The sequence below is a fragment of the Enterococcus sp. PF1-24 genome (assembly GCF_029893325.1).
Lineage (GTDB): Bacteria > Bacillota > Bacilli > Lactobacillales > Enterococcaceae > HY326.
The window spans coordinates 1-25,917 of record NZ_JARXWL010000027.1 but is presented as its reverse complement, the minus strand read 5'-3'; the positions used below and the strand labels follow the sequence as shown (position 1 = coordinate 25,917).

25 protein-coding genes are annotated in these 25,917 nt (G+C 35.6%); 22 read left to right on the top strand and 3 right to left on the bottom strand.

Annotation, left to right across the window (positions count from 1 at the left end; genetic code table 11):
• The first annotated feature begins 11 nt into the window (after positions 1–11).
• Positions 12–269, top strand: a complete 258-nt coding sequence (locus M2139_RS11365) for a DUF3781 domain-containing protein (protein ID WP_280738965.1) — start codon at positions 12–14, stop codon at positions 267–269.
• Between the two features lie 108 nt (positions 270–377).
• Here the strand turns inward: M2139_RS11365 and rpmG are convergent, their stop codons facing one another.
• Positions 378–527: a 50S ribosomal protein L33 gene (rpmG, locus tag M2139_RS11360; RefSeq protein ID WP_280738966.1), complete on the bottom strand. Its 150-nt coding sequence runs from the start codon at positions 525–527 to the stop codon at positions 378–380.
• A gap of 506 nt (positions 528–1,033) precedes the next feature.
• On the opposite strand from rpmG, the gene M2139_RS11355 reads away from it, so the two are divergent.
• The 5 genes from M2139_RS11355 to M2139_RS11335 all read left to right on the top strand — a co-directional run bounded on the left by M2139_RS11355 (position 1,034) and on the right by M2139_RS11335 (position 4,039).
• Positions 1,034–1,576: a 5-formyltetrahydrofolate cyclo-ligase gene (locus tag M2139_RS11355; protein ID WP_280738967.1), complete on the top strand. Its 543-nt coding sequence runs from the start codon at positions 1,034–1,036 to the stop codon at positions 1,574–1,576.
• Between the two features lie 68 nt (positions 1,577–1,644).
• On the top strand, positions 1,645–2,343 hold the full coding sequence (locus M2139_RS11350; RefSeq protein WP_280738968.1) for a rhomboid family intramembrane serine protease: 699 nt from the start codon (positions 1,645–1,647) through the stop codon (positions 2,341–2,343).
• 20 nt (positions 2,344–2,363) lie between these two features.
• Positions 2,364–2,570 (top strand): YqgQ family protein, encoded by a 207-nt coding sequence (locus M2139_RS11345; protein WP_280738969.1) that lies wholly within the window; start codon positions 2,364–2,366, stop codon positions 2,568–2,570.
• Between the two features lie 26 nt (positions 2,571–2,596).
• Positions 2,597–3,562, top strand: coding sequence for an ROK family glucokinase (locus M2139_RS11340; protein WP_280738970.1), 966 nt, complete (start codon positions 2,597–2,599; stop codon positions 3,560–3,562).
• Positions 3,563–3,631: 69 nt separating this feature from the next.
• The gene (locus M2139_RS11335) at positions 3,632–4,039 is read left to right on the top strand and encodes a rhodanese-like domain-containing protein (protein ID WP_280738971.1); all 408 of its coding nucleotides are present in this window, start codon (positions 3,632–3,634) and stop codon (positions 4,037–4,039) included.
• Between the two features lie 203 nt (positions 4,040–4,242).
• Here M2139_RS11335 and M2139_RS11330 read toward each other — a convergent pair whose 3' ends face one another.
• On the bottom strand, positions 4,243–4,410 hold the full coding sequence (locus M2139_RS11330; protein ID WP_280738972.1) for a DUF3042 family protein: 168 nt from the start codon (positions 4,408–4,410) through the stop codon (positions 4,243–4,245).
• Positions 4,411–5,188: 778 nt separating this feature from the next.
• Here M2139_RS11330 and M2139_RS11325 point away from each other — a divergent pair.
• The 16 genes from M2139_RS11325 to nagA all read left to right on the top strand — a co-directional run bounded on the left by M2139_RS11325 (position 5,189) and on the right by nagA (position 25,718).
• Complete coding sequence (locus M2139_RS11325; protein ID WP_280738973.1) at positions 5,189–7,297, top strand: RICIN domain-containing protein; 2,109 nt, start codon at positions 5,189–5,191, stop codon at positions 7,295–7,297.
• Between the two features lie 2 nt (positions 7,298–7,299).
• Positions 7,300–7,911, top strand: a complete 612-nt coding sequence (locus tag M2139_RS11320; protein WP_280738974.1) for a hypothetical protein — start codon at positions 7,300–7,302, stop codon at positions 7,909–7,911.
• A 106-nt stretch (positions 7,912–8,017) separates the two neighbouring features.
• Positions 8,018–9,424 carry an MBOAT family O-acyltransferase gene (locus M2139_RS11315; protein ID WP_280738975.1) on the top strand — a complete coding sequence of 469 codons (1,407 nt, stop codon included), beginning with the start codon at positions 8,018–8,020 and terminating at the stop codon, positions 9,422–9,424.
• Between the two features lie 161 nt (positions 9,425–9,585).
• Positions 9,586–11,001: a hypothetical protein gene (locus M2139_RS11310; RefSeq protein WP_280738976.1), complete on the top strand. Its 1,416-nt coding sequence runs from the start codon at positions 9,586–9,588 to the stop codon at positions 10,999–11,001.
• A 15-nt stretch (positions 11,002–11,016) separates the two neighbouring features.
• The gene (locus tag M2139_RS11305; RefSeq protein ID WP_280738977.1) at positions 11,017–11,775 is read left to right on the top strand and encodes a hypothetical protein; all 759 of its coding nucleotides are present in this window, start codon (positions 11,017–11,019) and stop codon (positions 11,773–11,775) included.
• A gap of 171 nt (positions 11,776–11,946) precedes the next feature.
• Positions 11,947–14,130 carry a heavy metal translocating P-type ATPase gene (locus tag M2139_RS11300; RefSeq protein ID WP_280738978.1) on the top strand — a complete coding sequence of 728 codons (2,184 nt, stop codon included), beginning with the start codon at positions 11,947–11,949 and terminating at the stop codon, positions 14,128–14,130.
• A 179-nt stretch (positions 14,131–14,309) separates the two neighbouring features.
• Positions 14,310–14,753: a CopY/TcrY family copper transport repressor gene (locus tag M2139_RS11295; protein WP_280738979.1), complete on the top strand. Its 444-nt coding sequence runs from the start codon at positions 14,310–14,312 to the stop codon at positions 14,751–14,753.
• 27 nt (positions 14,754–14,780) lie between these two features.
• Positions 14,781–14,990 carry a copper chaperone CopZ gene (gene copZ / locus M2139_RS11290; protein WP_280738980.1) on the top strand — a complete coding sequence of 70 codons (210 nt, stop codon included), beginning with the start codon at positions 14,781–14,783 and terminating at the stop codon, positions 14,988–14,990.
• Position 14,991: 1 nt separating this feature from the next.
• A complete protein-coding gene (locus tag M2139_RS11285) occupies positions 14,992–17,175 on the top strand; it encodes a heavy metal translocating P-type ATPase (RefSeq protein ID WP_280738981.1) in 2,184 nt (727 codons plus the stop codon).
• A 248-nt stretch (positions 17,176–17,423) separates the two neighbouring features.
• Positions 17,424–18,746: a helix-turn-helix domain-containing protein gene (locus M2139_RS11280; RefSeq protein WP_280738984.1), complete on the top strand. Its 1,323-nt coding sequence runs from the start codon at positions 17,424–17,426 to the stop codon at positions 18,744–18,746.
• 106 nt (positions 18,747–18,852) lie between these two features.
• Complete coding sequence (locus M2139_RS11275; protein WP_280738985.1) at positions 18,853–19,386, top strand: type II toxin-antitoxin system Phd/YefM family antitoxin; 534 nt, start codon at positions 18,853–18,855, stop codon at positions 19,384–19,386.
• A gap of 187 nt (positions 19,387–19,573) precedes the next feature.
• Positions 19,574–20,737 carry a pyridoxal phosphate-dependent aminotransferase gene (locus tag M2139_RS11270; RefSeq protein WP_280738986.1) on the top strand — a complete coding sequence of 388 codons (1,164 nt, stop codon included), beginning with the start codon at positions 19,574–19,576 and terminating at the stop codon, positions 20,735–20,737.
• Between the two features lie 87 nt (positions 20,738–20,824).
• A complete protein-coding gene (locus M2139_RS11265; protein ID WP_280738987.1) occupies positions 20,825–22,042 on the top strand; it encodes a DUF975 family protein in 1,218 nt (405 codons plus the stop codon).
• Between the two features lie 208 nt (positions 22,043–22,250).
• Positions 22,251–23,468, top strand: a complete 1,218-nt coding sequence (locus M2139_RS11260; RefSeq protein WP_280738990.1) for a pyridoxal phosphate-dependent aminotransferase — start codon at positions 22,251–22,253, stop codon at positions 23,466–23,468.
• A 171-nt stretch (positions 23,469–23,639) separates the two neighbouring features.
• The gene (locus tag M2139_RS11255) at positions 23,640–24,464 is read left to right on the top strand and encodes a helix-turn-helix transcriptional regulator (RefSeq protein ID WP_280738988.1); all 825 of its coding nucleotides are present in this window, start codon (positions 23,640–23,642) and stop codon (positions 24,462–24,464) included.
• A gap of 105 nt (positions 24,465–24,569) precedes the next feature.
• Positions 24,570–25,718, top strand: coding sequence for an N-acetylglucosamine-6-phosphate deacetylase (nagA, locus tag M2139_RS11250; RefSeq protein WP_280738989.1), 1,149 nt, complete (start codon positions 24,570–24,572; stop codon positions 25,716–25,718).
• A 61-nt stretch (positions 25,719–25,779) separates the two neighbouring features.
• Here nagA and M2139_RS11245 read toward each other — a convergent pair.
• Positions 25,780–25,917: IS3 family transposase (locus M2139_RS11245; RefSeq protein ID WP_280738991.1), on the bottom strand; the 138-nt coding region annotated here is incomplete at its 5' end.

Below are 25,917 nucleotides of genomic sequence, written 5' to 3'. Positions count from 1 at the left end.
GAGACAAATCAATGACAGAAGTCAGAGCAACAATTTTAGACCATCTATGTTATACCGAATTAGTTTATGGTCGAATTAATAAAAAATTGAAAATGGCTTTAAACCAACCGGAAATTGAAAAATTAATGTCAGAAATTTTCGCTAATCCAAAAAATCAGATTGAAAAAATTGGTAAGAATTTCTATATTAAAGATTTAGAGGGGAAGATTCGCGTGACGATTAATAGCTATACCTATCGAGTAATTACGGCGGATATAATTAAAGATTAAAACTGGTGTAGATATTTAGCTAATTATTCAGGTCAACATCTGGTTCTTAATAAAACAAAAAAGCTCAATCCCTTGAGTAACAAGAGATTGAGCTAAATAGCTAAAAGCTTATTTTGTTTCACGGTGTAAAGTAACTTTTCTTTCGCGTGGGCAATATTTTTGTTTTTCCAAGCGATCAGGACTGTTACGTTTGTTTTTTGAAGTTAAGTAGTTACGTTCTTTACAAGAAGTACACTCTAAAGTAATGTTTACGCGCATTTTTTCCCCTCCTATATGTACTAACATTTTCTAAGAAGTATCTCAGACTTGAATATTTTATCATGTTTGAGGGAAGAAAGCTAGTATTTTTAAAAATTTTGTTAAGTAGTTTTACTTGACGAAAATTAAAAAGGAAATAGCGGAGAAATTTTAGCTAAATAGTGACTTAGCGCTTTTTGTGTTTTTTTGAATCAGTTTTGACGCGAACATAAGCAATATACAAAGTAAGTGCTAATGAAATGGTTATGGCGATAATGAAAGGGATATTCATAACAGACAACTCCTCGTTTAATCAACATTCTTTTTCTTAAAAACTATCATATCATAAAACGCTTTTTCTTACCATTAAGCAAATTTAGATAGACATTTAGTCGTCACATTCATAAATAGTTCATTAAGTTAGGTTATAATTAAAAAACTTTTCAATATTTAGCAAAAGTATTTGCTTAGCTAGGCTTTTTTCGTTACTATTTTAACAAGGCATTTTTTTGAAGAGGGGGATTGCAATGGATAAAGCTAGCTTACGAAAAGAAGGCATTCGCTTTTTAGAAGAATTGGCTCAGCAGCCAACAATCAAAAAACTAAAAGAAGCTACTATTTATCAAAAACTTTTTGCAACCGAAGCTTGGCAAAAAGCCAAAAAAATCGGCATTATCTCTTCAATGGCAATTGAAGTTGACACGCAACCAATCATAAATGAAGCCTTTAAAACCGGAAAAACGGTGGGGATTCCTAAAACTTTACCGCAAAAGCAGATGCTTTTTAGTGAAATTCAAGGGGATAGCCAATTGAATTTAACCAAGTTCGGCGTGTTAGAGCCAGTAGTTATTTCTGAAATTCCTAAAGAGCAGCTGGATTTAATTATCGTTCCCGGTGTAATTTTCTCTTCTGAAAAATATCGGATTGGCTTTGGTGGTGGGTTTTATGATCGCTATTTGCAAAATTTCAACGGCACCACCCTAAGCATCTTATTTAAAGAACAACTCAGAGATGATTGGCAAAAAGAAATCTTTGATTTACCAGTAGATTATCTGATTGTTAGTCAATAAATTTTATTGCCATAAATCGAAAGTAACTTAGGCAAATGGCATATTGCATGAAAGAAGGAACAAAAGAAATGAATAAAATCGCACAACTTAGAAAAACGGATTGGCGGAAGCAGCCCTATTTTACGTATTTTTTCTTAGGAGCACAAATTATTGTATTTTTAATTTGTCGCTTACCACAATTTAGGAATTTAGAATTTTTTGGTGGAATGATCCGCTATTTCACGGTTGTCGACAATCAATTTTGGCGACTAATCACGCCGATTTTCTTCCATTTTAACTTAGAACATTTATTTTTTAACTCGCTGATTTTATATTTCATGGGGAGGCAGTTAGAATCGTTATATGGTCATTGGCGCTTTTTAGTGATTTATTTAACCAGTGGCATATTAGGAAATGCTTTTGGTATGGCATTTCAACAAGATGCAGTGCTCTCATTAGGAGCTAGCACTTCAATATTAGGAATTTATGGGGCGATTTTAGCTTTTTGTTTAACTCATCGCCAAAATCCACAAATCCGTCAAATGCTAAAAACTCATTCACTTTTTGTAGCAATGACTTTTATTTCCAGTATTTTTTCAGCGGGAGTTGACCTTTATGGACATCTAGGCGGCTTAATTGGTGGCTTTTTAATCGGTACAGTTGTTTATATTCCTAATGGTTCAAAAGACTATTCAATCCATAAACGAATTTCTGCAAGTATACTTTATTTATTTTTAGTAATTTTTTGTTTCGTACTGGCTTTAAAAAAAGTTGGTTTACTTGTATAATAGCAAGGAAGTGTTTTTTTATGAAAGATTTATATGATGTGCAACAGTTATTTAAGCGATTTGGTATGTATATTTATGTGGGGGCAAGAATTTACGATATCGAATTGATGCAAATTGAGTTAAAAAATTTGTATGATAGTCATTTAATTGATAAAGAGACCTACTTAACTGCGTGGCATGTTTTAAAAAGAGAACATCGTATTGAAGAAAGTCGTCAGAAAAATTAGCGAAATGCTGTGAAGGGATTGTAATCATGGATAAAAAAGTACTTGGGATTGATTTAGGTGGTACCACAACAAAATTTGCAATTTTAAATTTAGATGGTGAAATTCAACAAAAATGGAGCATTGAAACGGATATTTTAGATGAAGGTAGTCGTATTGTCCCTAATATTGTGGCGTCTATCAATCATCGTTTAAATCTATATCAAATGACCGCTGAAGATTTTATCGGTATTGGCATGGGGACACCAGGTAGTGTCGATCGCCAAGCTGGTACGGTCATCGGAGCTTACAATTTAAATTGGAAAACATTACAACCTGTTCAAGCTGCCATTGAAGCAGGCACAGGGATTCCATTTGCGATGGATAACGATGCTAACGTAGCTGCTTTAGGAGAACGTTGGCAAGGTGCTGGTGATAATCAACCAGATGTGGTTTTCATCACATTAGGAACAGGCGTTGGTGGTGGTATTATTATGGAAGGTCGATTACTTCATGGTGCTGCTGGTTGTGCTGGTGAAATCGGTCATATCACTGTTGATCCTGAAGGTTTTCAATGTACTTGCGGCAAACGTGGTTGCTTAGAAACAGTTTCCAGTGCAACAGGTGTCGTGCGAGTTGCCCGCCAATTAGCTGAAGAATACGCTGGCGATTCAAAGTTGAAAGCCATGTTAGATGATGGTCAAGCAATTACTAGTAAAGATGTTTTTGATTTTGCTAAAGAAGAGGACGACTTTGCGATAATGGTAGTTGATAAAGTCTGCTTCTATCTAGGCTTAGCTTGTGGTAATTTAGGAAATACTTTAAATCCAGCAAGTATCGTAATTGGTGGGGGCGTTTCTGCGGCAGGTGAATTTTTACGTAGCCGGGTAGAAACTTATTTCCAAGAGTTTACTTTCCCACAAGTAACAGAAAGCACGCAAATTAAGTTAGCTGAACTAGGTAATGATGCTGGCGTTATTGGCGCAGCTTCATTAGCTTTACAATTTGTTGATTAATAAAAAATTGCTCAGTACTTTTTTAGTGCAAAGTGAGCTAGTTAGAATAGAGTAGAAAGAGGCGTTTTTATGTTGTGGACAATTAATATCATTTTGGGATGTTTTTTATTATTTATGGTAGCAACGGAATTAAGAATTTATATTTTACGGAGAAAATCAGCAAAATACCTTTCTCCTGACGAATTTAGAGAAGGTATGCGGAAAGCACAAGTTATTGATGTGCGTGAAAGTGTTGATTTTGATGCTGGTCATATTTTAGGTGCCAGAAATTTATCATACCAAACAAAAATTAAACAAGCTGGCTTAGATGATTATATTTTCAGAAAAGATCAACCGATTTATGTTTATAGCAATGATAATCATACAAGTATTTTAGCAGCCAACCGGATTCGTAAAGCTGGTTACCAAGATATCTTTATTTTAAAAGGTGGCTACAGCGAGTGGACTGGTAAAGTCAAAAAGAAAAATTTAGATTAATTTAAATAGTAAAAAGCTGGAAATTTTAATTAAGTTTCCAGCTTTTTTGTAGTTTTGTAAATCTCTTCACTTTTCGTAATGTTTAGCTACGTGAGCTAGATCTCTTCGATAAAGTGAGAATAAAATTCGTGGCAGAAAAAGCTACTATAAATTTAATTCTGCACTTTATCGAGGCGTTAACCAAGCTCACTTCGCTTTTCATATCAACGGCTCATGCGTTTGCGCATGGCCTTTTTGCGGTTTTCTTCAACTGCTGATTCTTTTATTAAAATCGGGTTGATTAGCTTTTTTTTCACACTTAAGGTAGCGCCAGCGATAAATGAAGTGGTTGCTAGGGCGCCGATTAATAAACCGGTGGAAAATTTTTTCATGGTAATTCCTTCTTTCTCATAAATAATGATAATTTTATTATGAGCGATTTTTTTATAGAAAGCTAGTAAAAAGAACTAAATAACTTCATTTGTTGTAAAACTAACTATGGGTTAGCGAAATTGCTAACCTGATTATTTCAAGTACTTTTTTACGGTCATCAATTGATAAAGATTGTAAGGGTAACGAAATTTTATTATATAGTTCATCCTCATGTCTATCAGAATTTATTTCATCAAGTCGAAAAAATCAATTTAATATCAAACATCAAGTAACGAATAAAAAAGTTTCTTATAAAAATTTTGCTTTGATTTTCTGTTTATCAGCTTTGGCAATTTTTCCGTTTTTAATAAGAAATTATCTGTTATATAAAGATTTCTTTGGGATGCAAGTCTTTCATGAAGAGTATATGAAATCGGTGGCTGAAAATGGTACGACATTACAAAATCACAAAATATTTAATAGCAGAAATAATGATTGACTGTAAGCTCAATAATGGCAACTATTCAGCTACCCATTTTAGCAAGGGCCATTCATAATTTATAGGTAAGAATTTAAAGAAAATGAACAAAAAATCCCTTTTAAAAATTTTAATTGAGAAAATCAGACAAATTTTCAGGTGACAACTTATTATTTTAGCGCTTTTACTGTATTTATCTTGCTTTTTATCTGTTGGTTAGTATAATTAATGGCGGTGGAAAAATTATCATTTTTATACGGGGAGTATTCATAAATTGATAATAAAGTTTTTTTTGATAAAAAAGGAAAGTTGGAAATGAATTGAAAAAGAAAGTATTTTTAAGTAGTTTTATAGGTTTAGTAAGTGTTTGTGGCTTTGCTTTACAAGCAGAAGCTGCCGATACAAATGATATGCATCGTCTGTATAACCCTAACTCAGGTGAACATTTTTATACAGCCAATGTAACCGAAAAAAATAATTTGATTAAAGCGGGCTGGAACGATGAAGGTTTAGGTTGGATTGCCCCTACAAGTGGTGAAGAAGTTTATCGTTTATATAACGGAAACTCAGGGGACCATCACTATACATTAAATGAAGCAGAAAAGAATAATTTAGTCACAGCGGGCTGGAAATACGAAGGCATCGGTTGGTATTCTTCAACAGATAAAGAATTACCATTATACCGTGCTTATAATCCTAACGCAGTAACTGGCACGCATAACTATACAACTAGCAATGGCGAACAAAAACAATTGTTATCAGCTGGTTGGAATGACGAAGGGATTGCTTGGTACGCTTGTGGCGATGCCAACACCCCTGTTGTTGAAAAATCAGCAGTCACAGTTGAGTATCTTGATGAAGAAGGCAAAGTAATCGAACAAGCTTTAGTTGACAAACAAGCCATCGGTAAAGAAAAAACGTATACCGCACCGAAAATTGCTGGCTATCGCGTGATAGATGCGACCAAACAAACGGTTAAATTTACCGAAGCAGATCAAACGATTCAATTTGTTTATCAAGCGATTGATGTCAACGTTTATCAAATTACCATTGCTTATCAAGATGAAGCGGGTAAAAAATTGAAAAATAGTGATATTGTTAAAGTTGAAGAAAATGACAACTATACAGCAAAAGCCGCAACTATTGCAGGTTATAATATTAAAGGTGCTTCTCAACAAGTATTAAAAGGAATTGTCTCTAATCAAACAGTTACTTTTGTCTATACAAAACCTGCTGAACCTGAAATGAAACCAGCTACTGTTCAAGATGGCGCACGTTATTTCATCTCTGCCAGCTTAAATAAAAACTTAGTTTTAGAAGTTGGGGCGGCTTCACAAAAAAATGGCGCTAATGTTCAACTTTGGACAGAAGTATTAGCAGGAAATCAAAAATTTACCATTCGCTCAGCTGGAGCTGGTTGGTATCGAATTGAAAATGACCATTCTAAAAAAGTGTTAGATATCGCTAATGGTAGTAACGTGGCTGGCGCTAACGTGCAACAGATGGACTGGAATAATTCCGATGCTCAAAAATTCCGTTTCCTAGATGCTGGCAATGGCGAGTGCTATATTCAAAGCAAATTGGGCACTTATTTAGGGATTGCTAACAAAGCTAATAAAAATGGTGCTAATATTGAAATGCAAACTTTAAATAAATCTGCTGGACAAAAATTCCGGTTAGAAAATTTAAGTGGAACTAATTATGTTCGCTCTACAGTGATTGGTCAATATGAAGCGCGAGTAACAGTTTTTAATCCTAATAATAATGATGTTTCTTCTGTTAGCTTCCCAACATGGAGTCAAGCTAACGGACAAGATGATATGAAATGGATTAATGGGACTAAAAACAGCGATAATTCATGGTCAGCAGTGATTAATTCTCGTGGTTTTAGAGACGGTGGTACTTTTGAAACTCACGTTTATGGTAAGAAAAATGCAGATTCTATCGGTTTAGGCATGACGTCTTACATTTTAGAGAAAGCACCATTGTCTTCTTTACAACAAGCAGCCCAAAATGCGATTGCTCAAACAGACGGAACTTTAGCTGGCTCATTTAATTGGGTAGCTAAAAATTTAAGCTATATTCATTATCTAGAACCAGCTGCAGGTACGAACTTTGCGGATTGGTATGCAACGCAAGCTTTCAGCCAATTAAAAGGAGATTGCTATTGTTATGCAGCAGCCTTTTATCATATGGCAAAAATGTTAGGTTATGATGCTCATTTAGTTTCAGGTCGAGTACAAATGGCCGCTGGTGGCACGGGTCCTCATGGTTGGGTAGAAATTAATATTAATGGCACGACTTATGTTTTCGACCCAGAAAGCCGTGCCCATATTAGCGGTTATAACGGCTACCAAGTGACTTATGGTGCACCAGGAACATTGCGTTATCAAAGTTATCAACGGGTACCTCAAGGAGCGGACTATTAATAATGAAAAAAAATAAAATCTATCTTCTGACAGCGACAAGTTTAGCTGCTTTGTTAATGCTGACTGGTTGTAAAAAAGAGACTGCTGATGGTTTAGTAGAAGTCATTTCAACTAGTTCAAGTGCAAACACTACAGCAAGTTCAACGCTGGAAAGCCTTGATGAGACGTTACCAACTGAAGTGATTGGTGAAAAAACTAAAGCTGAAGATGAATATCAATTGATTTTAAACAATAAAACCACGAAAGATATTCAAGGTGTAGCTGTTAGAGATATGACGAAAGAAAAATTTAGCGATAACTTAATGGCAGAAGGTAATATTTTTACTAATGAAAATCAAGCAGTTTTCTATTTTTCACCAGAAACTTTAGGAATTGCGGCTGAAACTGAAGAAAAATCAGGTTTTGTCATTAATTCTGGCTATGATGTGGAAATTACTTTTGCAGATGGCGAACAAGGTGTTATTCACGGACTGCCTTTTGATGATGTAGCAGAAGCGACTTTATTATATGAAGAAAACATTCTTTATATTGAATACACCATGCTTTCTACCAATCAATGGGTGTCAACTTTTGAAACTGAAAAAATGGCGCAAGAAATTGCTGATAACAATTGATAACTCTGTTGTAGTAAAATGATTAAAAGAATAAAATGAAGCTGAAAGAACTTATCTTTATATTATTTAGATGGTTCTTTCTGCTTATTAATTTATTGGAGGATTTATGGTTTTTAGTTCGATGTTCTTTTTAAGCGTCTTTTTACCGATTGTTTTTTTACTTTATTATCTAGTTCCGGGGATTAAAGCTAAAAATGGGCTATTAATTGTTTTTAGTCTTTTTTTCTATGCTTACGGGGAACCGATTTATGTGTTGTTAATGATTTTTAGCACGATTATGAACTATCTTTTTGGACGTTTGTTAGCAGGGGATAATCAAACTAAGCGGAAAATGGTCTTATTTGTAGCGGTAGTTATGAATTTAGGTATGTTAGGGGTCTTTAAATATACTGACATGATTATTGAAACTTTAAATCAATTGCTTTCATTAAATATTGCTCCCGTTTATTTAGAGTTGCCGATTGGGATTTCTTTTTATACTTTTCAAGCGATGTCCTATGTGATTGATGTTTATCGTAAAGAAGTGCAAATTCAAAACAATTATTTCCATGTTTTGCTTTATGTATCCTTTTTCCCGCAGTTAATTGCTGGACCAATTGTTAAATATCATGATATTCAAGAGCAGATGGACCAGCGTCAGGCTGATATTACGCAGATAGCTAATGGTTTTCAGCGTTTTGTAATTGGTCTTTCAAAGAAAGTTTTAATTTCAAATAGTGTTGGGGTAGCAGTGGATGCGATTTTTGCTTTAGAGCTTTCCCAGTTAAACATGCTTTCTGCTTGGATTGGTGCTTTGGCTTATTTAATGCAGATTTATTTTGATTTTAGTGGTTATAGTGATATGGCGATTGGTTTAGGGCAGATGTTTGGTTTTCACTTTTTAGAAAACTTTAACTATCCTTATATTGCGGCTTCTATTAAAGAGTTTTGGCGGCGTTGGCATATTTCTTTATCCACTTGGTTTAAAGAATATTTATATATTCATTTAGGTGGCAATCGTAAAGGAAAAGGTCGGACTTTGTTAAATAAAACCTTAGTCTTTTTCTGTACAGGGCTATGGCATGGCGCTAGTTGGACCTTTGTTGTTTGGGGTTTATGGCATGGATTATTTCAAATTTTAGAAGAATTATTACCAATTCATAAATTGCCAAAAATTTTGGGGCATATCTATACTTTATTAGTAGTTATTCTAGGTTTTGTTTTATTTAGAGCAGACAGCTTTGAACAAGGACTAATCTTAATCAAAAATCTATTTGTGGGCTTTAATCTCTCTGGTTTGCCGTTAACTTTCGCGATGGAGCAACTGACACCAACGTTTATTTTAGCGATAATTATCGGAATCATTGCCAGTTGTCCAGTATTGCCATGGCTACAAGGGAAACTTCCTAATAATACAACGGTTAAAACAGTCTGGGGAGCAAGCGGTAAAATCATCTCACTTTGCTTACTAATCCTTTGTATTTTAAGTCTATCAAGTGGGACTTATAACCCATTTATTTACTTTAGGTTTTAAACATAAAAGCAGAACAAGTTTGGTCAGATCACGAGTAAAATGCATAAGTAAATTATAGTGGCGTTCTACAGCCAAGAATTTAGTTATCATTTTATCGAAGAGCGTTCACTTGTTTTATCAGACAAATAGATTAGCCACAGCAGATAGGAGTGTGTTGTTTAGTGAAGAAAAAAATTTCATTGTATCTTTATATTGTTGCAGCTTTTGCAATTTTATTGATTCCTTTTGCAGGCATGAGTTTTTGGGCAACCAATGAAACCGCTGAAAAAAAAGAATTAAGTACTTTTCCTAAAATCATGAAAGACCAGCAAGTAAATGTGGCTTTTTTCTCAGAAATGGGGACTTATTTTGAAGAGCATTTTGCTTTTCGTGAAAATTTAGTTACGGCGAATAATCGCTTGCGCAGCCCGCTTTTAGGGAGCGATGTTAACAGCCGGGTAATTGTTGGTGAAAATGATTGGCTATACTTTAATGGCTCATTAAATGACTATTTAGGGAAAAATAGCTTAACGAATCGCCAGTTATTCATGATTGCTAGAAATATTAAGTTGATGCAAGATTATGCGGAAAGTCAAGGGAGTCAGTTCCTTTTCGTTTCGCCACCTAATAAAAATAGTGTTTATAGCGAAAATATGCCTGACCGTTATTTGCAAGCAGAAACGTCCAATTATTTGCGCTTGCGGGATTTCCTTAATCAAGAAGGCGTAAAATATTTAGATTTAACGGAAACTTTTAAAAATTCTCCCGAAACCCTTTATTTTGCTAGAGATACTCATTGGAATGTGACCGGTGCGTTGGCTGGCTACCAAGAAATTATGAAAAGCCTACAACTGCCTTATGAGTCTTATGTCAACGTTCCTTTTCAAACGGCTAACACGCATGTTGGTGATATTGATGAAATGCGTTATCCGAAAGATCCGCAGCCTGAAGAATGGCGCAGTTATCCATACGAATATCAAGTTTTAAGTGACTTTACTGATAACATGGATAATTGGATTGAAACTTATCGTGGGGATAAAAATAATCGTTTATTAATGTATCGTGATTCTTTTGGGGAGCAATTGCTACCGTTTTTAGCTAATGAATTTCAATCAAGTTTTTATACGCGTTATGTGCCTTATGATTTGAATCAAGTGACGAGGTTGCAGCCAACCCATGTGATTGTTGAAAGAGCTGAGCGAACGTTGCCACAGCTTTTAGTTGAAATTCCAGTTGTGCCAGCGACTTATTCAGAAATCAGAACTGGTCCGCAAATTACGACGGATACAACTTTAACGGTTGAAAAAAATCAAGCTTTTGATAGCTATTTTTTCAGTGGCACAATCAGTGATGAATACTTGGAAGAACAAACAAAAATTTATTTAGTTTTGCGAGATGCTAATGGTAATCAAGCTTGTTTTGAAACTTTTTATGTCGAAACAGAAACGGCTGGAGATAGCGGTTATCAGCTATATTTACCAAATTCTTACTTGACTACAAGCGATTTTCATATTAATGTAATAACGGTGACTGATGAAAAATCAGCAATTATTCAAGCGCAGGATTTCAACATAAATGAAATTTCCGTAGCGGATTAAATATTGGAGGATAAGATGAAAAAATTAGGAAAATTAATGATTTTAGCAACCTGTGTAACAACTTTAGCAGCTTGTGGTAAAAAAGAAACAACTACTCAAGCTTCAACTAGCATCTCATCAACAGTAGCTTCTTCAACAGAAGAAACGAAAATCGTTGGAACGATTTCTCAATCAGCTTTTGAAATTTTATTAAACAATCAAACCAATCAAAAGATTGAAGGAATTACGGTTAAAACCCAAGAGCAAGCTGATTTCCCTGCTAATATGGTAGCGGAAAATCAATTGATTGAAAAAAATGAAACAGTTAAATTTTACTACACACCTGAAAATCCAACGGAAGATGTCCGTTATATGTTGCAAATTACTTTTGACAACGGGACTGTTATGGAACTAAATGATTTTGATTTTGCTAATATGAAAAATCAAGAAGTTGTTGAATTGCATAAAAGTGCCAAAGATGGCATTTTATTCTTGAAATACCAAGATATCATTGGCAATCAAGTTGAAACTAAAGAACAAGAATTAGCAGCCAAAGGTTCAACTGAACCACAAGCAACTAATGGTTTAGCAAACGAACAACCAGCAACTGAGTATATTGATGAAGCGTATCAAGTTGAAACACCAGCTGAAGAATATCAAGATGGCGGCGATGTGGCTCAAGAACCTATCCCTGAGCCAACACCAGAGCCAGAACCTACCCCTGAGCCAGCTCCAGTACCAGAAGGTAATACTGGCGGAAGCTGCTTAGATGATAATAACGTAGTCTTTAACTAAAATGTCTACCTTAATAAAGTAACTAACAAATTTCGTTAGTTACTTTATTTTTTTGTTGACACATGAAATCTTGTTCATGTATAATAAATATGAAAATAAGTTCATATATAAATTAACTTTATTTCTATTAAAGAATAATAATAAAAGCTAACGGAAACTGGAGGGATAGAGATGGAAAAAGTTTATCAGCTAAAAGGTTTGGACTGCGGCAATTGTGCTTTAAAAATAGAAAAAGCTGTTAGCAAGATTGAAGGGGTTAAGCAAGTAAATGTTGATTTTTTACAGACGAAAATGATTATTGCTTGTCAAAACGCTGAAGAAATGGCGGCAGTTGAAACTAAAGCGAAAAAAGTTATTCGTGATTTAGAACCAGATGTTGAAGTTTTAGATTGGCGAAAAGGGAAGCAAGCAAGTGTCGCTTCCAGTCATCAACATAATCATGAAGCTTGCGAGGGTCATCATCATGAACATAATCACGAGCATCCGCAAGAAGAAGCCGGCCATCAACATGTTCATGATGACAGTCAAAATAAATCAATGTTAATCAGAATTTTTGCAACCGTTGCTGTATTGCTTTTGCTATTTTTAGTTAAATTAAATCCGATGGTACATTTGGTGCTTTATGTAGCGGTTTATCTATTTATTGGTGGCGATGTTCTGAAAAAAGCTTTTACCAATATATTCCACGGGGAAATTTTTGATGAAAGTTTCTTAATGACGATTGCCACGATTGGCGCCATGTTGTTAGGAGAATATTTTGAAGCGGTAGCGGTTATGCTGTTTTATCAAATTGGTGAATTTTTCCAAGGATACGCTGTCGGTCAATCACGAAAATCAATTAGTAGTTTGTTAGCGATTCGCCCGGAATATGCTAATTTGTTAGTTGATGGCAAAGAGCAACAAGTTTCACCTGAAGCCGTGGCGGTGAATGATTTAATTTTAGTGAAACCTGGGGAAAGAGTACCGTTAGATGGCGTTGTAGTGAGTGGCCAAGGTTTATTAGATACTTCTGCTTTAACCGGTGAATCTATTCCGCAAAAAGTAGTTGTAAATTCAGAAATATTAAGTGGCACTATTAATAAAGATGGTTTATTAACAGTTAAAGTCTTAACAACTGCTGAAAACTCTACAGTAAGTCGCATTTTAGACCTTGTGGAAAATGCCAGTAGTAAAAAAGCTCCTTCTGAAAACTTTATTACTAAATTTTCACGAATTTATACGCCAACGGTTGTGGGCTTAGCGGCTTTATTAGCGATTATTCCACCCTTGTTCTTTCAACAAGATTGGCAAGAATGGATTTATCGGGCGTTAACTTTCTTGATGATTAGTTGTCCCTGTGCTTTAGTGGTTTCGGTGCCGTTAACTTTCTTTGGTGGCATCGGTGGCGCTAGTAAATTAGGGGTGTTAATCAAAGGCAGTAACTATTTAGAGTTGTTAGCTCATGTGGATACGGTGGTTTTTGATAAAACAGGAACGTTAACGAAAGGCGTTTTTGAAGTACAACAAATTGTTTTGGCAGATGAAAGTTTGACGCAAACAGAATTTCTACATTTGGCAGCTAGTGCCGAACAAGTTTCCAGCCACCCAATTGCCCGGTCAATTATGGATGCTTATCAAGGAACGCTAGCACCTGTGGTAAATTTACAAGAAATTGCTGGTTTTGGGATTACTGCTGAAATTGACGGCACTCAAGTAGCGGTTGGTAATTACAAATTAATGGAAAAACTAAACATTAAAGCACCACTAGTTAATGAAATCGGCACAATTATTTATTTAGCAATCAATCAAAAGTTTGCAGGGCATTTGGTGATTGCTGACGAGTTGAAAGCCGATGCTGTTGCTACCATGCAAGCTTTAAAAACAGTTGGTGTGAAGAAAACGGTGATGTTAACAGGAGATAATCAACAAATTGCAGAAGCGATTGCTGAAAAAGTTGGTGTCTCTGAAGTGCATGCTGAATTACTACCAGCTGATAAAGTAGAGCATTTAGAAAAAATCATGGCAACCGCTGAAAAAACAGCCTTTGTGGGAGATGGTATGAATGATGCCCCCGTTTTAGCCAGAGCAGATATCGGCATTGCGATGGGGGGCTTAGGTAGCGATGCGGCGATTGAAGCCGCTGATGTAGTGATTATGAACGACCGACCTTCTTTAATTGTTAAAGCAATTAAAGTTGCTCGCAAAACCCTAAGCATTGTTAGACAAAATATTATCTTTTCAATCGGCATAAAAGTCTTTGTTTTAATACTAGGTGCGATTGGTTTAGCTTCAATGAAAGCCGCAGTTTTAGCCGATGTCGGCGTAACGGTCTTAGCAGTTTTAAATGCGATGCGCGCTTTGAAGATTAAAGAATAAATAGGAATGAAGAAAACAGCAGAAAATTCTGCTGTTTTTTTCTTAAGCTAGCTTCACTGGGAAGCTAATCAGCTTGTTGCGCTTTTTTTCTTGACAACAACTGATTACAGTTGTAAACTATACTTGTTGAATGATTACATTTGTAGTCGCAATTTTTTAATTAGAAAGGTGGGGAGCTTATGGCTGAAGTTAAAGAGCCGTTGAAAATTAGTGATTCAGAGTGGGAAATTATGCGAGTGATTTGGACGTTGCAAGAAGCGACTGCGCAACAAATTGTTGGCATTTTATCCGATTCGAAAGAGTGGAAACCCGCCACTGTGAAAACTTTATTAGGTCGCTTAGTTAAAAAAGATGTTTTAGCTACCGAACAAGCGGGCAAACGCTTCATTTATCGTCCGTTAGTTTCTGAAAAGGATACTGTAAAAAGTGCCACAGAAAGCTTATTTTCTCATATTTGTGCAAAACAAATTGGTCAGACTATTGCTGAATTAGTGGAGCAAGCGGATTTAACCGCAACCGACCTAAACTTAATTAAACAAAAAGTAGAGGGAAAACAGCCGGTTAGTGAAATTACTTGCAACTGTATCCCCGGGCAATGTCAATGTTCCCACCACCAAGAATAAAATAAAAATAGAAAGCGTGTGATTAAGATGAAACAAACATTTTCAATTAAAGGCATGAGCTGCCAACATTGCGTAGCTCGTGTTGAAGAGGGTATTAAAAGTTTAGCAGGAATTCAAAAAGTAAAAATCAATTTGAAAAAGGAAAACGGCGTGGTTAAATTTGATGAATCACAAGTAACTCCACAGCAAATTGCTGAAAAAATTACTGAAACAGGATTTACCGCCGAGGTAATGTAAAATGGCCACTAATAATGTTGAAACTTTTGTCATTACGGGGATGACTTGTGCCAACTGTTCTGCCCGTGTGGAAAAAGAATTAAAAGCGACACCCGGCGTTCAACAAGCCACCGTCAATTTGGCAACGGAAAAAGCCACAGTGCAATTTGATGAAACTTTAAATAATGAAAAAATTATTCATTTAGTTGAAAATATTGGTTACGGAGCGATTTTATACGATGAAGCGCATAAAAAACAAATCGCCGCTGAAAAACAAGCTTATGTAGCTAAAATGAAACGTGATTTAATCATAAGTGGCTTGCTAACGGCACCTTTGATGATTGCCATGATTGCGATGTTGTTAGGTAGCCATGCTGAGTGGGTGATGTTCTTTCACAAACCTATCACGCAATTTGTTTTAGCGACACCAGTGCAATTTTGGATTGGCGCCCGCTATTATAAAGGTGCTTTTCATGCCATTAAAACTAAAGCACCAAATATGGATGTTTTGGTGGCGATGGGGACCAGCGCGGCTTATTTACTAAGTATTTATAATGGTTTTTTTAGTGATAATCACGATTCTTTATATTTTGAAAGTAGTGCCATGATTATTACTTTAATCTTATTAGGTAAGTATTTAGAGCAAGCGGCTAAAAATAAAACTAGTAACGCGATTAAACAATTGATGGCTTTGCAAGCGAAAGTTGCTACTGTTTTACGCGATGGGCAGGAAATTTCAGTTCCGATTAATGAAGTAGCCGTAGGTGAAGCGATTTTAGTGCGGCCTGGAGAACAAATTCCGGTAGATGGTCAAGTGATTAAAGGCCAATCAGCTGTTGATGAAAGTATGTTAACCGGCGAAAGTTTACCGGTTGAAAAACAAATCAAGGACGCTGTTTTTGGCGGTACGATTAATACCAATGGTAGTTTAACGATTGAAGCGACAAAAATTGGTGAAGGCAGTGTTTTAGCGCAAATTATTCGTATGGTAGAAGAAGCCCAAGGCAGTAAAGCGCCGATTCAACAAATTGCAGATAAAATTTCAGCGATTTTTGTACCTACTGTTTTAGGGATTGCTTTAGTGACTTTGATTGCCACCGGTTTAATCACTAAAGATTGGGAAACCGCCCTGATTCATTGTGTTTCGGTACTGGTTATCGCTTGTCCTTGTGCGTTAGGCTTAGCGACGCCAACAGCGATTATGGTGGGGACTGGTTTAGGTGCTAAACAAGGAATTTTGATTAAAGGCGGTCAAGCCTTAGAAGGTGCCGCTCATATTAGCAGTATTATTTTAGATAAAACTGGCACAATCACAGAAGGCAAGCCCGTTGTCACTGATTATTTCGGTGATGAAAGTGCCTTAGCAATTTTTATGGCATTGGAAAAACAATCAGAGCATCCCTTAGCCAAAGCAATTGTGGCTTATGGTCAACAGCAAGCAGTCACTGAAACCATTGAAGTTGCTGATTTTGCAGCGATTGTTGGTAGAGGAGTAACTGGTAAAGTTGCTGGGGAAACTTATTTGATTGGAGCTGAGGCGCTTTTAGTCGCCAACAATATTTCCGTTGCTAATTATTTGACTGAATATCAAACCTTGCAATCACAAGGGAAAACCGCGATGTTTTTAGCAGATAGTAAGCAAGCGATTGCTCTAATCGCGGTTTCTGATCAAGTGAAAGCTTCTTCCAAAACAGCGATTCAAGAGTTGCAAAGTAAAGGGATTACGGTTTATATGTTGACGGGGGATAATCAAGCGGCCGCTAATTATATTGGTGAGCAAGTCGGTTTACAGCCCAAACATATTTTGGCAGAAGTTTTACCAGAAGATAAAGCTTCGCAAGTTGCTAAGCTGAAAACAGCTGGCGAAACCATTGCGATGGTAGGCGATGGCATTAATGATGCGCCAGCTTTAGCTTTAGCAGATATCGGTATTGCCATGGGAACGGGCACCGATATTGCGATGGAAACGGCTGATGTAACGATTATGAATGGCGATTTGCTTTATTTATCAAAAATGTTGCGTTTATCTCAGTTAACTTTGAATAAGATTAAACAAAACTTATTCTGGGCTTTTATCTATAACTCGATTGGGATTCCTTTTGCAGTCTTTGGTATTTTAAATCCAATTATTGCAGGAGCTGCGATGGCATTTAGTTCAGTTAGTGTTTTGTTAAATTCTTTAAGTTTAAATCGCAAAAAATTATAAGACTAAAAATAAATTCTCTGAAATCAGACTATGACTGTTTGATTTTAGAGAATTTATTTGTTTTTAAAAGGGAAATACTTTTCAAAGAGAATGATTACTCTAGTCATTTGTTAATAAATTATCAAAAAAGGCAAATTTATGATAAAAAGTTGAAAGAGAAAAGCGCCTTTCTTCAAGTAATCCCCCTTAGTTTTACAGTATAATAAAAAGGAAGGTTTTGTTACTTATTATTTTTATCTAGTTACGGGGTGATTGATATATTTTGGGGGAGTTTATTAAGTCATGCAGAAGAACAGTTGTTAATTATTATCAAGGAGTTAATCAAAAATGATGAGGTTACTACAAGGGAGTTGGCTAAAAAACTAGCGATTGATCCTAAAACAGTTCAACGGCGATTGCGCTTTTTACAAGAGGAGTTTCCTAGTTTAATACTATTAACGGGAAAAAATAGTTATAAAACTGAGAACTATCTTTTGGCAGAAAGGGCGATTGAAAAAATTTATACAGAATCGGATTTATTAGTAATCATTGCCAGTGTTTTTAAAAATCAACCGCTAACGTTGGCTCATAAAACTTATTATCGTAAAGTGGAGCGGATTAATCGGTTGTTATTAATTTATAATATCTATTTGAAACCCAAACAATTAGTTTTTGTAGGGGACGAATTTCGCATCCGCCAGTTACTCTTATTATTTATGGAGGAATTTCCGGCTTTTTTTAATTCTAAAAAATTACCACAAAATACCGTTGCTGAAACTGTAGGGTATACTCAGCAAGTGAAACAGCTGATTCAGTTTCGCACAGCTTGTGGCGGAAGCCTTGATATTCCGAAAGAACTTTTACAGTTAATCAGTAATAATCGTGATTTTTATAATTATAGTCATGGCAAGTTATACCGTGTGCGGGAGTCTTTTTACGCCTATATTTTAGAGCGGTTAGCTGATACTAATCAAATTTATTATAATTTTACTGAATTACCGACGCCGAGTTTCATTAACGAATGGCTTTTTAGTCTTTATAAAAATTTTCCCGACCTTGCTAAAATACCTAAAAACTATTTGGAAAAAAGTTTGTTAATCGAAACTATGAAACTCTATGCAATGCCAATTATTTTTCCAGAAGAATTAACTAAAATAAAAACTAGCTTAGTTAGCTTATTAAAAGTTAGAAAGAAATTGCAAGCTGTAGTAGCTGATTTACAACAAATCCAAGTTTTTGCAGCTTTTAGCAGTGAACGTTTACTGGCAGCTACTTTACAAGTTGCTAATCAATTTTTGAATTTAGTTACTCTAGAAAGACCCGTCTATATATTTATTGATGGTGCCTTTAGTAAAGAAATTCAAAATACCGCCACTCATTTGCTAAAACACTTTTTTGGCAAGCAATATCATCTAAAGTTTTTTTATAAAGCTTCAGAAATCCCTAAGGGGAATGTCATAACCATTGGTCGGCGTAAATTGGCGGCTCAATGCAATAGTCAAACTAAAATCTTTTTACTACCTGAAGAGATTCCTTCGATTGAATGGATTCCCCAAATAGAAAAACTTTTAAAAGTTTCAGTCAGACAATAAAAACTTTCGAGTTTTTCAAGGGGTATGTTATAATGTGAAAGGCATTAATCAATCAGCAATTAATTGAGCTGGGTAAATACGTTAAAAAGAGCAAGGAGTGGAATTAATGGTTCTGAAGAAGTTGGAAGTTCCAACAACTTCAATCACTGAAGTTAAAAAATCACCAATGGATGTTTTTGAACAGGCACGTCAAGCAGGGACTGGTGTCTATGTTTTTAATAGAGAAAAAGTTGCGGGCGTTATGTTGACGCAAGCTTTATATGAACAATTACTTGAAGATTTGCAAAAGCAGCAAGAACAAGAGCTTACCAAAGTAGCTGATATGCAGGCCCAATCATCAGAAGATTTATTTGCTGAATTGCAAGAAAAATTGAAAGCAACCTTTGTAGCAGATACGACTATTTCGGCTTTTTCTTTAGATGAAAAAATGGCAAAAATTGGTTTTATGGCTAAGCAAGATGAACGCAATGGCATTCAAGAGATGATGTATGAATTGCAAAAAACCGGAAAAATTGTTTATTACTCACAGATGAAAAGAGCTGGGGAACGTTTTATTGCTGAAGTGGTTGGGGAACAAGACTCGCAATCTGCGCTTTATGAAAAAATGATTATTAAGCGGGTTTATTTATTAGAAGCTTAATCATCAATGAAATAACTAAATAATTAATCAGAAGATTAGCAACTGGACTTAAGGGCGGTTGCTAATCTTTTTTGCTGTCAGTGATTTTCAAAAATAGCTAACTGTGATAGGATAAAACTAACAAAATACGATTGCAATAAATGAAGGTTAAAATTTAAAAGTATGTTTACTAAAGGAGTGACTGAGTATGAGTCGTTTAAGCGAGCGTTTTAATCAACAAGTGGGGAAAATTCAAGTTTCTTTGATTCGTCAATTTGATGAACAAGTTTCAGGGATTCCCAATGTTTTGAAGTTAACTTTAGGAGAGCCAGATTTTAATACCCCTGAGCATGTGAAAGAAATGGGGAAAACGGCTATTCATGAAAATTATAGTCATTATTCGGGAATGGCTGGCTTATTGGATGTTCGGGAAGCAGCCAGTGCCTTTTTCAAAAGTAAATATCAAATTGAGTATTGCCCTAAAACAGAAATTTTAGTTACGGTGGGAGCAACCGAAGCAATTTCGGCTAGTCTTTTAACGGTTTTAAATCCTGGCGATAAAGTTTTATTGCCAAGTCCGATTTATCCTGGTTATGAACCGGTGATTACGTTAGCGAAGGCGGAGCCTGTTTATATTGACACGACAGCGAATAATTTTGTTTTAACGCCTGCCATGATTGAAACGGCAATGGCGGAGCATGGTGAAGCTGTTAAGGCGATAATTTTAAATTATCCAAGTAATCCAACGGGGGTTACTTATACGCGAGCAGAAGTTCAAGCCGTAGCAGAAGTTTTGAAAAAATATGATATTTTTGTGATTAGTGATGAAATTTATAGTGAATTAACTTATGATGGCACCCATGTGTCAATTGCGGAATATTTGCGGGAACAAACGATTTTAATTAATGGTTTGTCAAAATCTCACGCTATGACAGGTTGGCGCATTGGTTTCATCATGGCACCCCAAGAGATTGCAGCTGAAATTATTAAAGTTCATCAATATTTAGTTACAGCAGCTTCTACTATTTCACAAAAAGCAGCGGTTGAAGCTTTAATTGCAGGGATTAATGACGCAGTCGTAATGAAGACGGCTTATATTGAACGACGGGATTTTGTTTATAAAAAAATGACCGCTTTAGGTTTTGAAATTGCCCGACCAAATGGTGCCTTTTATATTTTTGCTAAAATTCCCAATGAAATGACTACTGATTCTATGGCTTTTTGTTTAGATTTAGCAGAAAAAGTTGGTTTGGCAATTATTCCAGGGGTTGCTTTTGGGGCAGAAGGTTATGTGCGCTTAAGTTATGCAGCTTCCATGGCACAATTAGAAGACGCTATGGAACGTTTAGAAAAATATATGCAAGAAAAATAGTTGGAGTTTTATTTGGCTAAAGTAACTAGGGGCAGCCAAATTTTTCAATTATCTTTTAGTAAATGATAATTAGGAGCGAAAAATAATATGTTGAGAAAAGAAATTAAAGAATCGGCACAACGATTACTTAAAGGCAAATATGATCAATGGGTACCATTAGTAATTATTCCTTGTTTGCTTGGTATATTGAGCTTTTTTATAATAATAAAGCCCTTATCAGGACAAAATGTAACGACTTCTACAAGCAATCAAACCGTAACAAGGCTTACTAAAGAGCAAGAAGATGAAGCTTATGAAGACGGCTATGATGATGGTTATGATGTTGGCTACGAAGACGGATATCAAGAAGCAGAAGATGACTATTATTACGATTATGATTATGACTACGATTATTATGACTATTACACCCCCGCTTATAACTACGGTTATGCGTTAGGTGGGCAAGCCGGCTATTTAGAAGGCTGGCAAGATGGTTTGAAAAACGTCGGTGATGGGGAATATCAAAAGAGCAAAAAAGAAATTATCGCTGATCTTGAAGACAGACCGGAAGAATTTTTAAATTCTGATGAGTTTGTAACTGGCGTGATAGATGCTTATGATTATAGTTATTATGAAGCTTGGGATGATGCCCAAATCTATAAAAAAGAAGCTGCGCCCGTCAATTATATGCCAAAACTTTCTGAAAAAAATCAGCAAGTTCAGTTGCTATCAGTTAATAGTCAGCAAAGTGCGAGTGCACGCTTTGTTAACCGCAATGAAGTAAATAGAAAAACAACGAATGATGGTTTAGTAACGCTAGCTAGCTTTTTATTACTTATGATTGTTTTAATTTATCAAATGATTTATCATCCGTTATTAGTTTGGGCGGGAATTGCTGTGATTGACGGAGAAAATTTAAAAATTAAAGAAGTTTGGCAAGCCTTGCGTAGCCGTTTAAAACAAGTCGCCTTAGCTAATTTTCAAATAAATTTATATACTTTTCTGTGGAGTCTACTTTTCGTCTTTCCGGGAATTTGGAAGCAAGCCGGTTACAGTATGACTAACTATTTAATGAATAGAGAAGCTGATTTAGATAGTAATCAAGCGATTGCTTTAAGTAAACAGTTGATGAAGGGACATCATGTTGAATATATTGCTTTTCAATGTTCATTCTTTTTCTGGCAATTAGCAACTGTTTATAGTTGCGGACTGGCTAGTTTTTATACAACACCGTATTATACGGCTAGTGAAGCTTTGTTCTTTGACGAAATTTATTACGAAAAACGTAGTTCAGTAACTGAATTGCCAAAGAAAGTTTTAGCTTAAATAGTTAAACCGATAGTTAAATGCAGGAGAGCGCTTTTGAAAGGTTGCTTTTCTGCATTTTTTTAACTATTTTTGGGAGACTTTTAAAGAAAAAACAAAAATTTATTTCAGCAATTATTTTTTATTGATTTTTATAAAAAAATGGCGTACCTTATAAGCTAAGCCAATAAAATAAAAGTCTTTTTTTGAAAAAATGGGGGATCTTATGATGAAAAACTTTGAAAAATCAACAAAACTTGAAGGGGTTAGTTACGACGTACGGGGACCGGTTTTAGAAGAAGCGGAACGTATGCAAGAAGCAGGCATTAGCATTTTAAAATTAAACACTGGCAATCCCGCCCCATTTGGCTTTGAAGCACCTAATGAGATTGTACGTGATTTAATTATGAATGTTCGCGATTCAGAAGGTTATTCTGATTCAAAAGGTATTTTTTCTGCTCGTAAAGCCATTCAACAATACTGTCAATTACAAAACTTTCCTAATGTAGGCATTGATGATATTTATACTGGTAATGGTGTTAGTGAATTGATTTCTATTTGTATGCAAGGTTTATTAAATAATGGCGATGAAGTTTTAATTCCTATGCCAGATTATCCTTTATGGACGGCTTCAGTTTCTTTAGCTGGCGGAACGCCGGTTCATTATGTTTGTGATGAAGAAGCAGAGTGGTTTCCTGATATTGATGATATTAAGAAAAAAGTCACTAGCAACACAAAAGCGATTGTTGTGATTAATCCTAATAATCCAACTGGGGCGGTTTATCCGAAAGCCGTGTTAGAAGCTATCGTTGAAGTGGCACGGGAAAATGATTTAATTATTTTTTCTGATGAAATTTATGATCGTTTAGTGATGGGTGGCTTTAAACATATTCCGATTGCTACCTTAGCCCCTGATCGCTTTGTGGTGACGTTAAATGGTTTATCTAAATCTCATCGGGTAGCTGGGTTCCGTGTCGGCTGGATGGTTTTAAGCGGGGATAAATCAAAAGTTAAAGGTTACATTGAAGGTTTGAATATGTTGTCTTCTATGCGCCTATGCTCTAATGTGTTATCGCAACAAATTATTCAAACGGCATTAGGTGGCTATCAAAGCGTTGATGAACTCTTGTTACCAGGTGGCCGGATTTATGAGCAACGAGAATATATTTATAACGCAATCAATCAAATTCCCGGTGTTTCAGCAGTGAAACCAAAAGCGGCTTTTTATATCTTCCCTAAATTAGATACGAAGAAATTTAACATTTTCGATGATGAAAAATTTGTTTTAGATTTCTTACATGAACATCATGTCTTATTAGTGCATGGTGGCGGCTTTAATTGGCAAGCACCCGATCATTTCCGGATTGTTTATTTACCTAAAATGGAAGATTTGAAATTAACGATGAGTAAAATGCAAGAGTTTTTAAGCACTTATCGTCAAAAATAACCCGAATGTTGCCCGTTTGCAGTTGATTTTGCAACGGGCTTTTTTGTTTGTTTCAAAGAGAAATGAGTAATCTATTGAAAAAAATATTTTTCTGCTTGACTTCAATTCACTGGGACAAGTATCATGAATATAATGTCTTGTAATTATAAGTAGTGGTTGTGAGGGGAAAAAATGGATTCCTATGGGAAAATTTTAAAAGAATTAAGAAAACGACAAGGAATGACGCAAAAAATGCTTTGCGAGAATATTTGTTCTCAAAGTGTTTTGAGCCGCATTGAGGGAGAAAACGAAATTCCTAACGTAGTTGTGATGCAACAGTTATGTCAACGCTTAGGGATCTCAGTTGACTATCTGCTTCATTATGAACCTGAGCAAATCAATAAGCTAAAAAATACCTTTGAAAAATTTAAAGAGCTTTACCGCCAAAAAAAATATCAAGAATTAGAGGAAACTTTAAAATCTTGCGGCGTATTGAAACGTTTTTCACTAGAGCGAGAAATTCAAATGTATTATTACTATTTAGCGAATTGCGGGATTTATTTACGGCAAGATTATCAAGGAGCTTTGACTTTATTAGAAAAAGGCTTAGCGATTACCAAAGATGGCGATCATCTTTTTCCAACTGAAGAAGAGGTTTTATTGTTTAGTAGTTTAGGCTATTGTTATGCTGCATTAAAGCAGTTTGATTTAGGGGAACGTTACTTAGTGAAAAGTATCTTCCTTTTCAAACGTTTATGTTTAAATCATGTTTCCAACGAATTTGTGAAAATATTTGGTAATTTAGCTAAATTTTTAAAGGAAACCGAGCGTTTGGAAGAAGCTTTAAAATATGTTGATGAAGGAATCACTTTTATTCGTCATCACAAAAGTTATTATTGCTTAGAAGAGCTCTTTTTATTAAAAAGTGAAATCTATGAACAACAATCACAGCTGGAGCAAGCGCAGCTTTATCGGCGCTTAGCCATGAGTGTTTGTACAATTGACGAAATTAAATAATTCCCAAAATGGTGTAGACCTTTCTTGACTATTTTTCAGTTTAGGAGTAATTTATACTGTAAGAACTGTATCAAAGTTAGATTAACATTTGAGAGGATGACTGAAATGAGAACATTCATTTTTGCGGACAAGTTTTTTTTGAATTCTGGAGTTAAAGGAACTGGCTATTTAGAAATTACTGATGGCGTTTTTGGTGATTTTTATCAAGAAGTACCTGTTGCTGATGGCAAAATTATAGATGAAACTGGCAAATGGATTGCGCCTGGTTTAGTAGATACTCATATTCATGGTTATAAAAATCATGATGTGATGGATAATGATGCGGAAGGTTTAAAAGTCATGTCAGAAGGCTTGTTAGCTTGTGGCGTAACTTCTTTCTTACCAACAACATTAACTTCTAGCAAAGAGCGTTTAAAAGATGTAGCGCAAACAATTGGTGAAGTTTATCAAGAAGTACCTGGAGCAAAAATTCAAGGGATTTACTTTGAAGGACCTTTCTTCACTGAAGAACATAAAGGAGCTCAAAATCCAAGTTATTTTGGTGATCCAGATTTAACAACTTTCCATGAATGGCAAGAAGCTTCTGGCGGTTTAATCAAAAAAATTGCTTTAGCACCAGAACGTGATGGAGTTAAAGAATTTGTTGAAGCAGTAACTGCCGAAGGTGTAGTTGTTTCTTTAGGCCATAGCGATGCAACCTTAGCTGAAGCGCAGACAGCGGTAGAAGCTGGCGCTAGTGTTTTCGTTCATGCTTTTAATGGCATGCGGGGCTTAAATCATCGGGAACCAGGGATGGTTGGAGCTTTAATGTCTTTACAACATGTTTTTTCTGAATTAATTTGTGATGGTCATCATGTTCATCCTAATGCTGCAGAAATTTTAATGGAAAAAGTCGGTCATGACCATGTGGCTTTAATTACTGACTGTATGATGGCTGGCGGTATGCCTGATGGTAACTATATGTTAGGTGAGTTTCCAGTAACAGTTGCTGAAGGAACTGCACGTTTAGAGTCAGGTAATTTAGCTGGTAGTATTTTGAAATTAAAAGAAGCCATTAAAAATGTGGTTGATTGGGGAATTGCTAAGCCAGAAGAAGCGATTATGATGGCGAGTTTGGTTCCGGCAATTAGTTGTAAAATTGATGATAAATGCGGCATGATCGCTAACGGTCGCGCAGCAGACTTCATCGTTTTAGAGCCAGATATGGAATTGGCAGCAACTTATCTTGATGGCGTTGAACGCTATCGCAAATAATAATTTGAATTGTAAAAGAAGCTTTAATCCTTTTGGGAATGCAACTACTTTTTGACACAATTTAAAAAGAGCATCTCATTTTGGTCATCTTTTTCCGGTAATCCACTGGTGAAAGGTGACCTAATTTCGTTAAGATTCGTTTGTTATTCCAAAATTTAATGTAATTTTCAACAATATCTATTACAATGTTATTAGAACC

What these genes read in the sequence shown, in the direction of transcription:
- M2139_RS11365 (WP_280738965.1), top strand. Translation starts at nt 12, where the DNA reads ATGACAGAAGTCAGAGCAACAATTTTAGACCATCTATGTTATACCGAA.
- rpmG (WP_280738966.1), bottom strand. Translation starts at nt 527, where the DNA reads ATGCGCGTAAACATTACTTTAGAGTGTACTTCTTGTAAAGAACGTAAC.
- M2139_RS11355 (WP_280738967.1), top strand. Translation starts at nt 1,034, where the DNA reads ATGGATAAAGCTAGCTTACGAAAAGAAGGCATTCGCTTTTTAGAAGAA.
- M2139_RS11350 (WP_280738968.1), top strand. Translation starts at nt 1,645, where the DNA reads ATGAATAAAATCGCACAACTTAGAAAAACGGATTGGCGGAAGCAGCCC.
- M2139_RS11345 (WP_280738969.1), top strand. Translation starts at nt 2,364, where the DNA reads ATGAAAGATTTATATGATGTGCAACAGTTATTTAAGCGATTTGGTATG.
- M2139_RS11340 (WP_280738970.1), top strand. Translation starts at nt 2,597, where the DNA reads ATGGATAAAAAAGTACTTGGGATTGATTTAGGTGGTACCACAACAAAA.
- M2139_RS11335 (WP_280738971.1), top strand. Translation starts at nt 3,632, where the DNA reads ATGTTGTGGACAATTAATATCATTTTGGGATGTTTTTTATTATTTATG.
- M2139_RS11330 (WP_280738972.1), bottom strand. Translation starts at nt 4,410, where the DNA reads ATGAAAAAATTTTCCACCGGTTTATTAATCGGCGCCCTAGCAACCACT.
- M2139_RS11320 (WP_280738974.1), top strand. Translation starts at nt 7,300, where the DNA reads ATGAAAAAAAATAAAATCTATCTTCTGACAGCGACAAGTTTAGCTGCT.
- M2139_RS11315 (WP_280738975.1), top strand. Translation starts at nt 8,018, where the DNA reads ATGGTTTTTAGTTCGATGTTCTTTTTAAGCGTCTTTTTACCGATTGTT.
- M2139_RS11305 (WP_280738977.1), top strand. Translation starts at nt 11,017, where the DNA reads ATGAAAAAATTAGGAAAATTAATGATTTTAGCAACCTGTGTAACAACT.
- M2139_RS11300 (WP_280738978.1), top strand. Translation starts at nt 11,947, where the DNA reads ATGGAAAAAGTTTATCAGCTAAAAGGTTTGGACTGCGGCAATTGTGCT.
- M2139_RS11295 (WP_280738979.1), top strand. Translation starts at nt 14,310, where the DNA reads ATGGCTGAAGTTAAAGAGCCGTTGAAAATTAGTGATTCAGAGTGGGAA.
- copZ (WP_280738980.1), top strand. Translation starts at nt 14,781, where the DNA reads ATGAAACAAACATTTTCAATTAAAGGCATGAGCTGCCAACATTGCGTA.
- M2139_RS11285 (WP_280738981.1), top strand. Translation starts at nt 14,992, where the DNA reads ATGGCCACTAATAATGTTGAAACTTTTGTCATTACGGGGATGACTTGT.
- M2139_RS11275 (WP_280738985.1), top strand. Translation starts at nt 18,853, where the DNA reads ATGGTTCTGAAGAAGTTGGAAGTTCCAACAACTTCAATCACTGAAGTT.
- M2139_RS11270 (WP_280738986.1), top strand. Translation starts at nt 19,574, where the DNA reads ATGAGTCGTTTAAGCGAGCGTTTTAATCAACAAGTGGGGAAAATTCAA.
- M2139_RS11265 (WP_280738987.1), top strand. Translation starts at nt 20,825, where the DNA reads ATGTTGAGAAAAGAAATTAAAGAATCGGCACAACGATTACTTAAAGGC.
- M2139_RS11260 (WP_280738990.1), top strand. Translation starts at nt 22,251, where the DNA reads ATGAAAAACTTTGAAAAATCAACAAAACTTGAAGGGGTTAGTTACGAC.
- M2139_RS11255 (WP_280738988.1), top strand. Translation starts at nt 23,640, where the DNA reads ATGGATTCCTATGGGAAAATTTTAAAAGAATTAAGAAAACGACAAGGA.
- nagA (WP_280738989.1), top strand. Translation starts at nt 24,570, where the DNA reads ATGAGAACATTCATTTTTGCGGACAAGTTTTTTTTGAATTCTGGAGTT.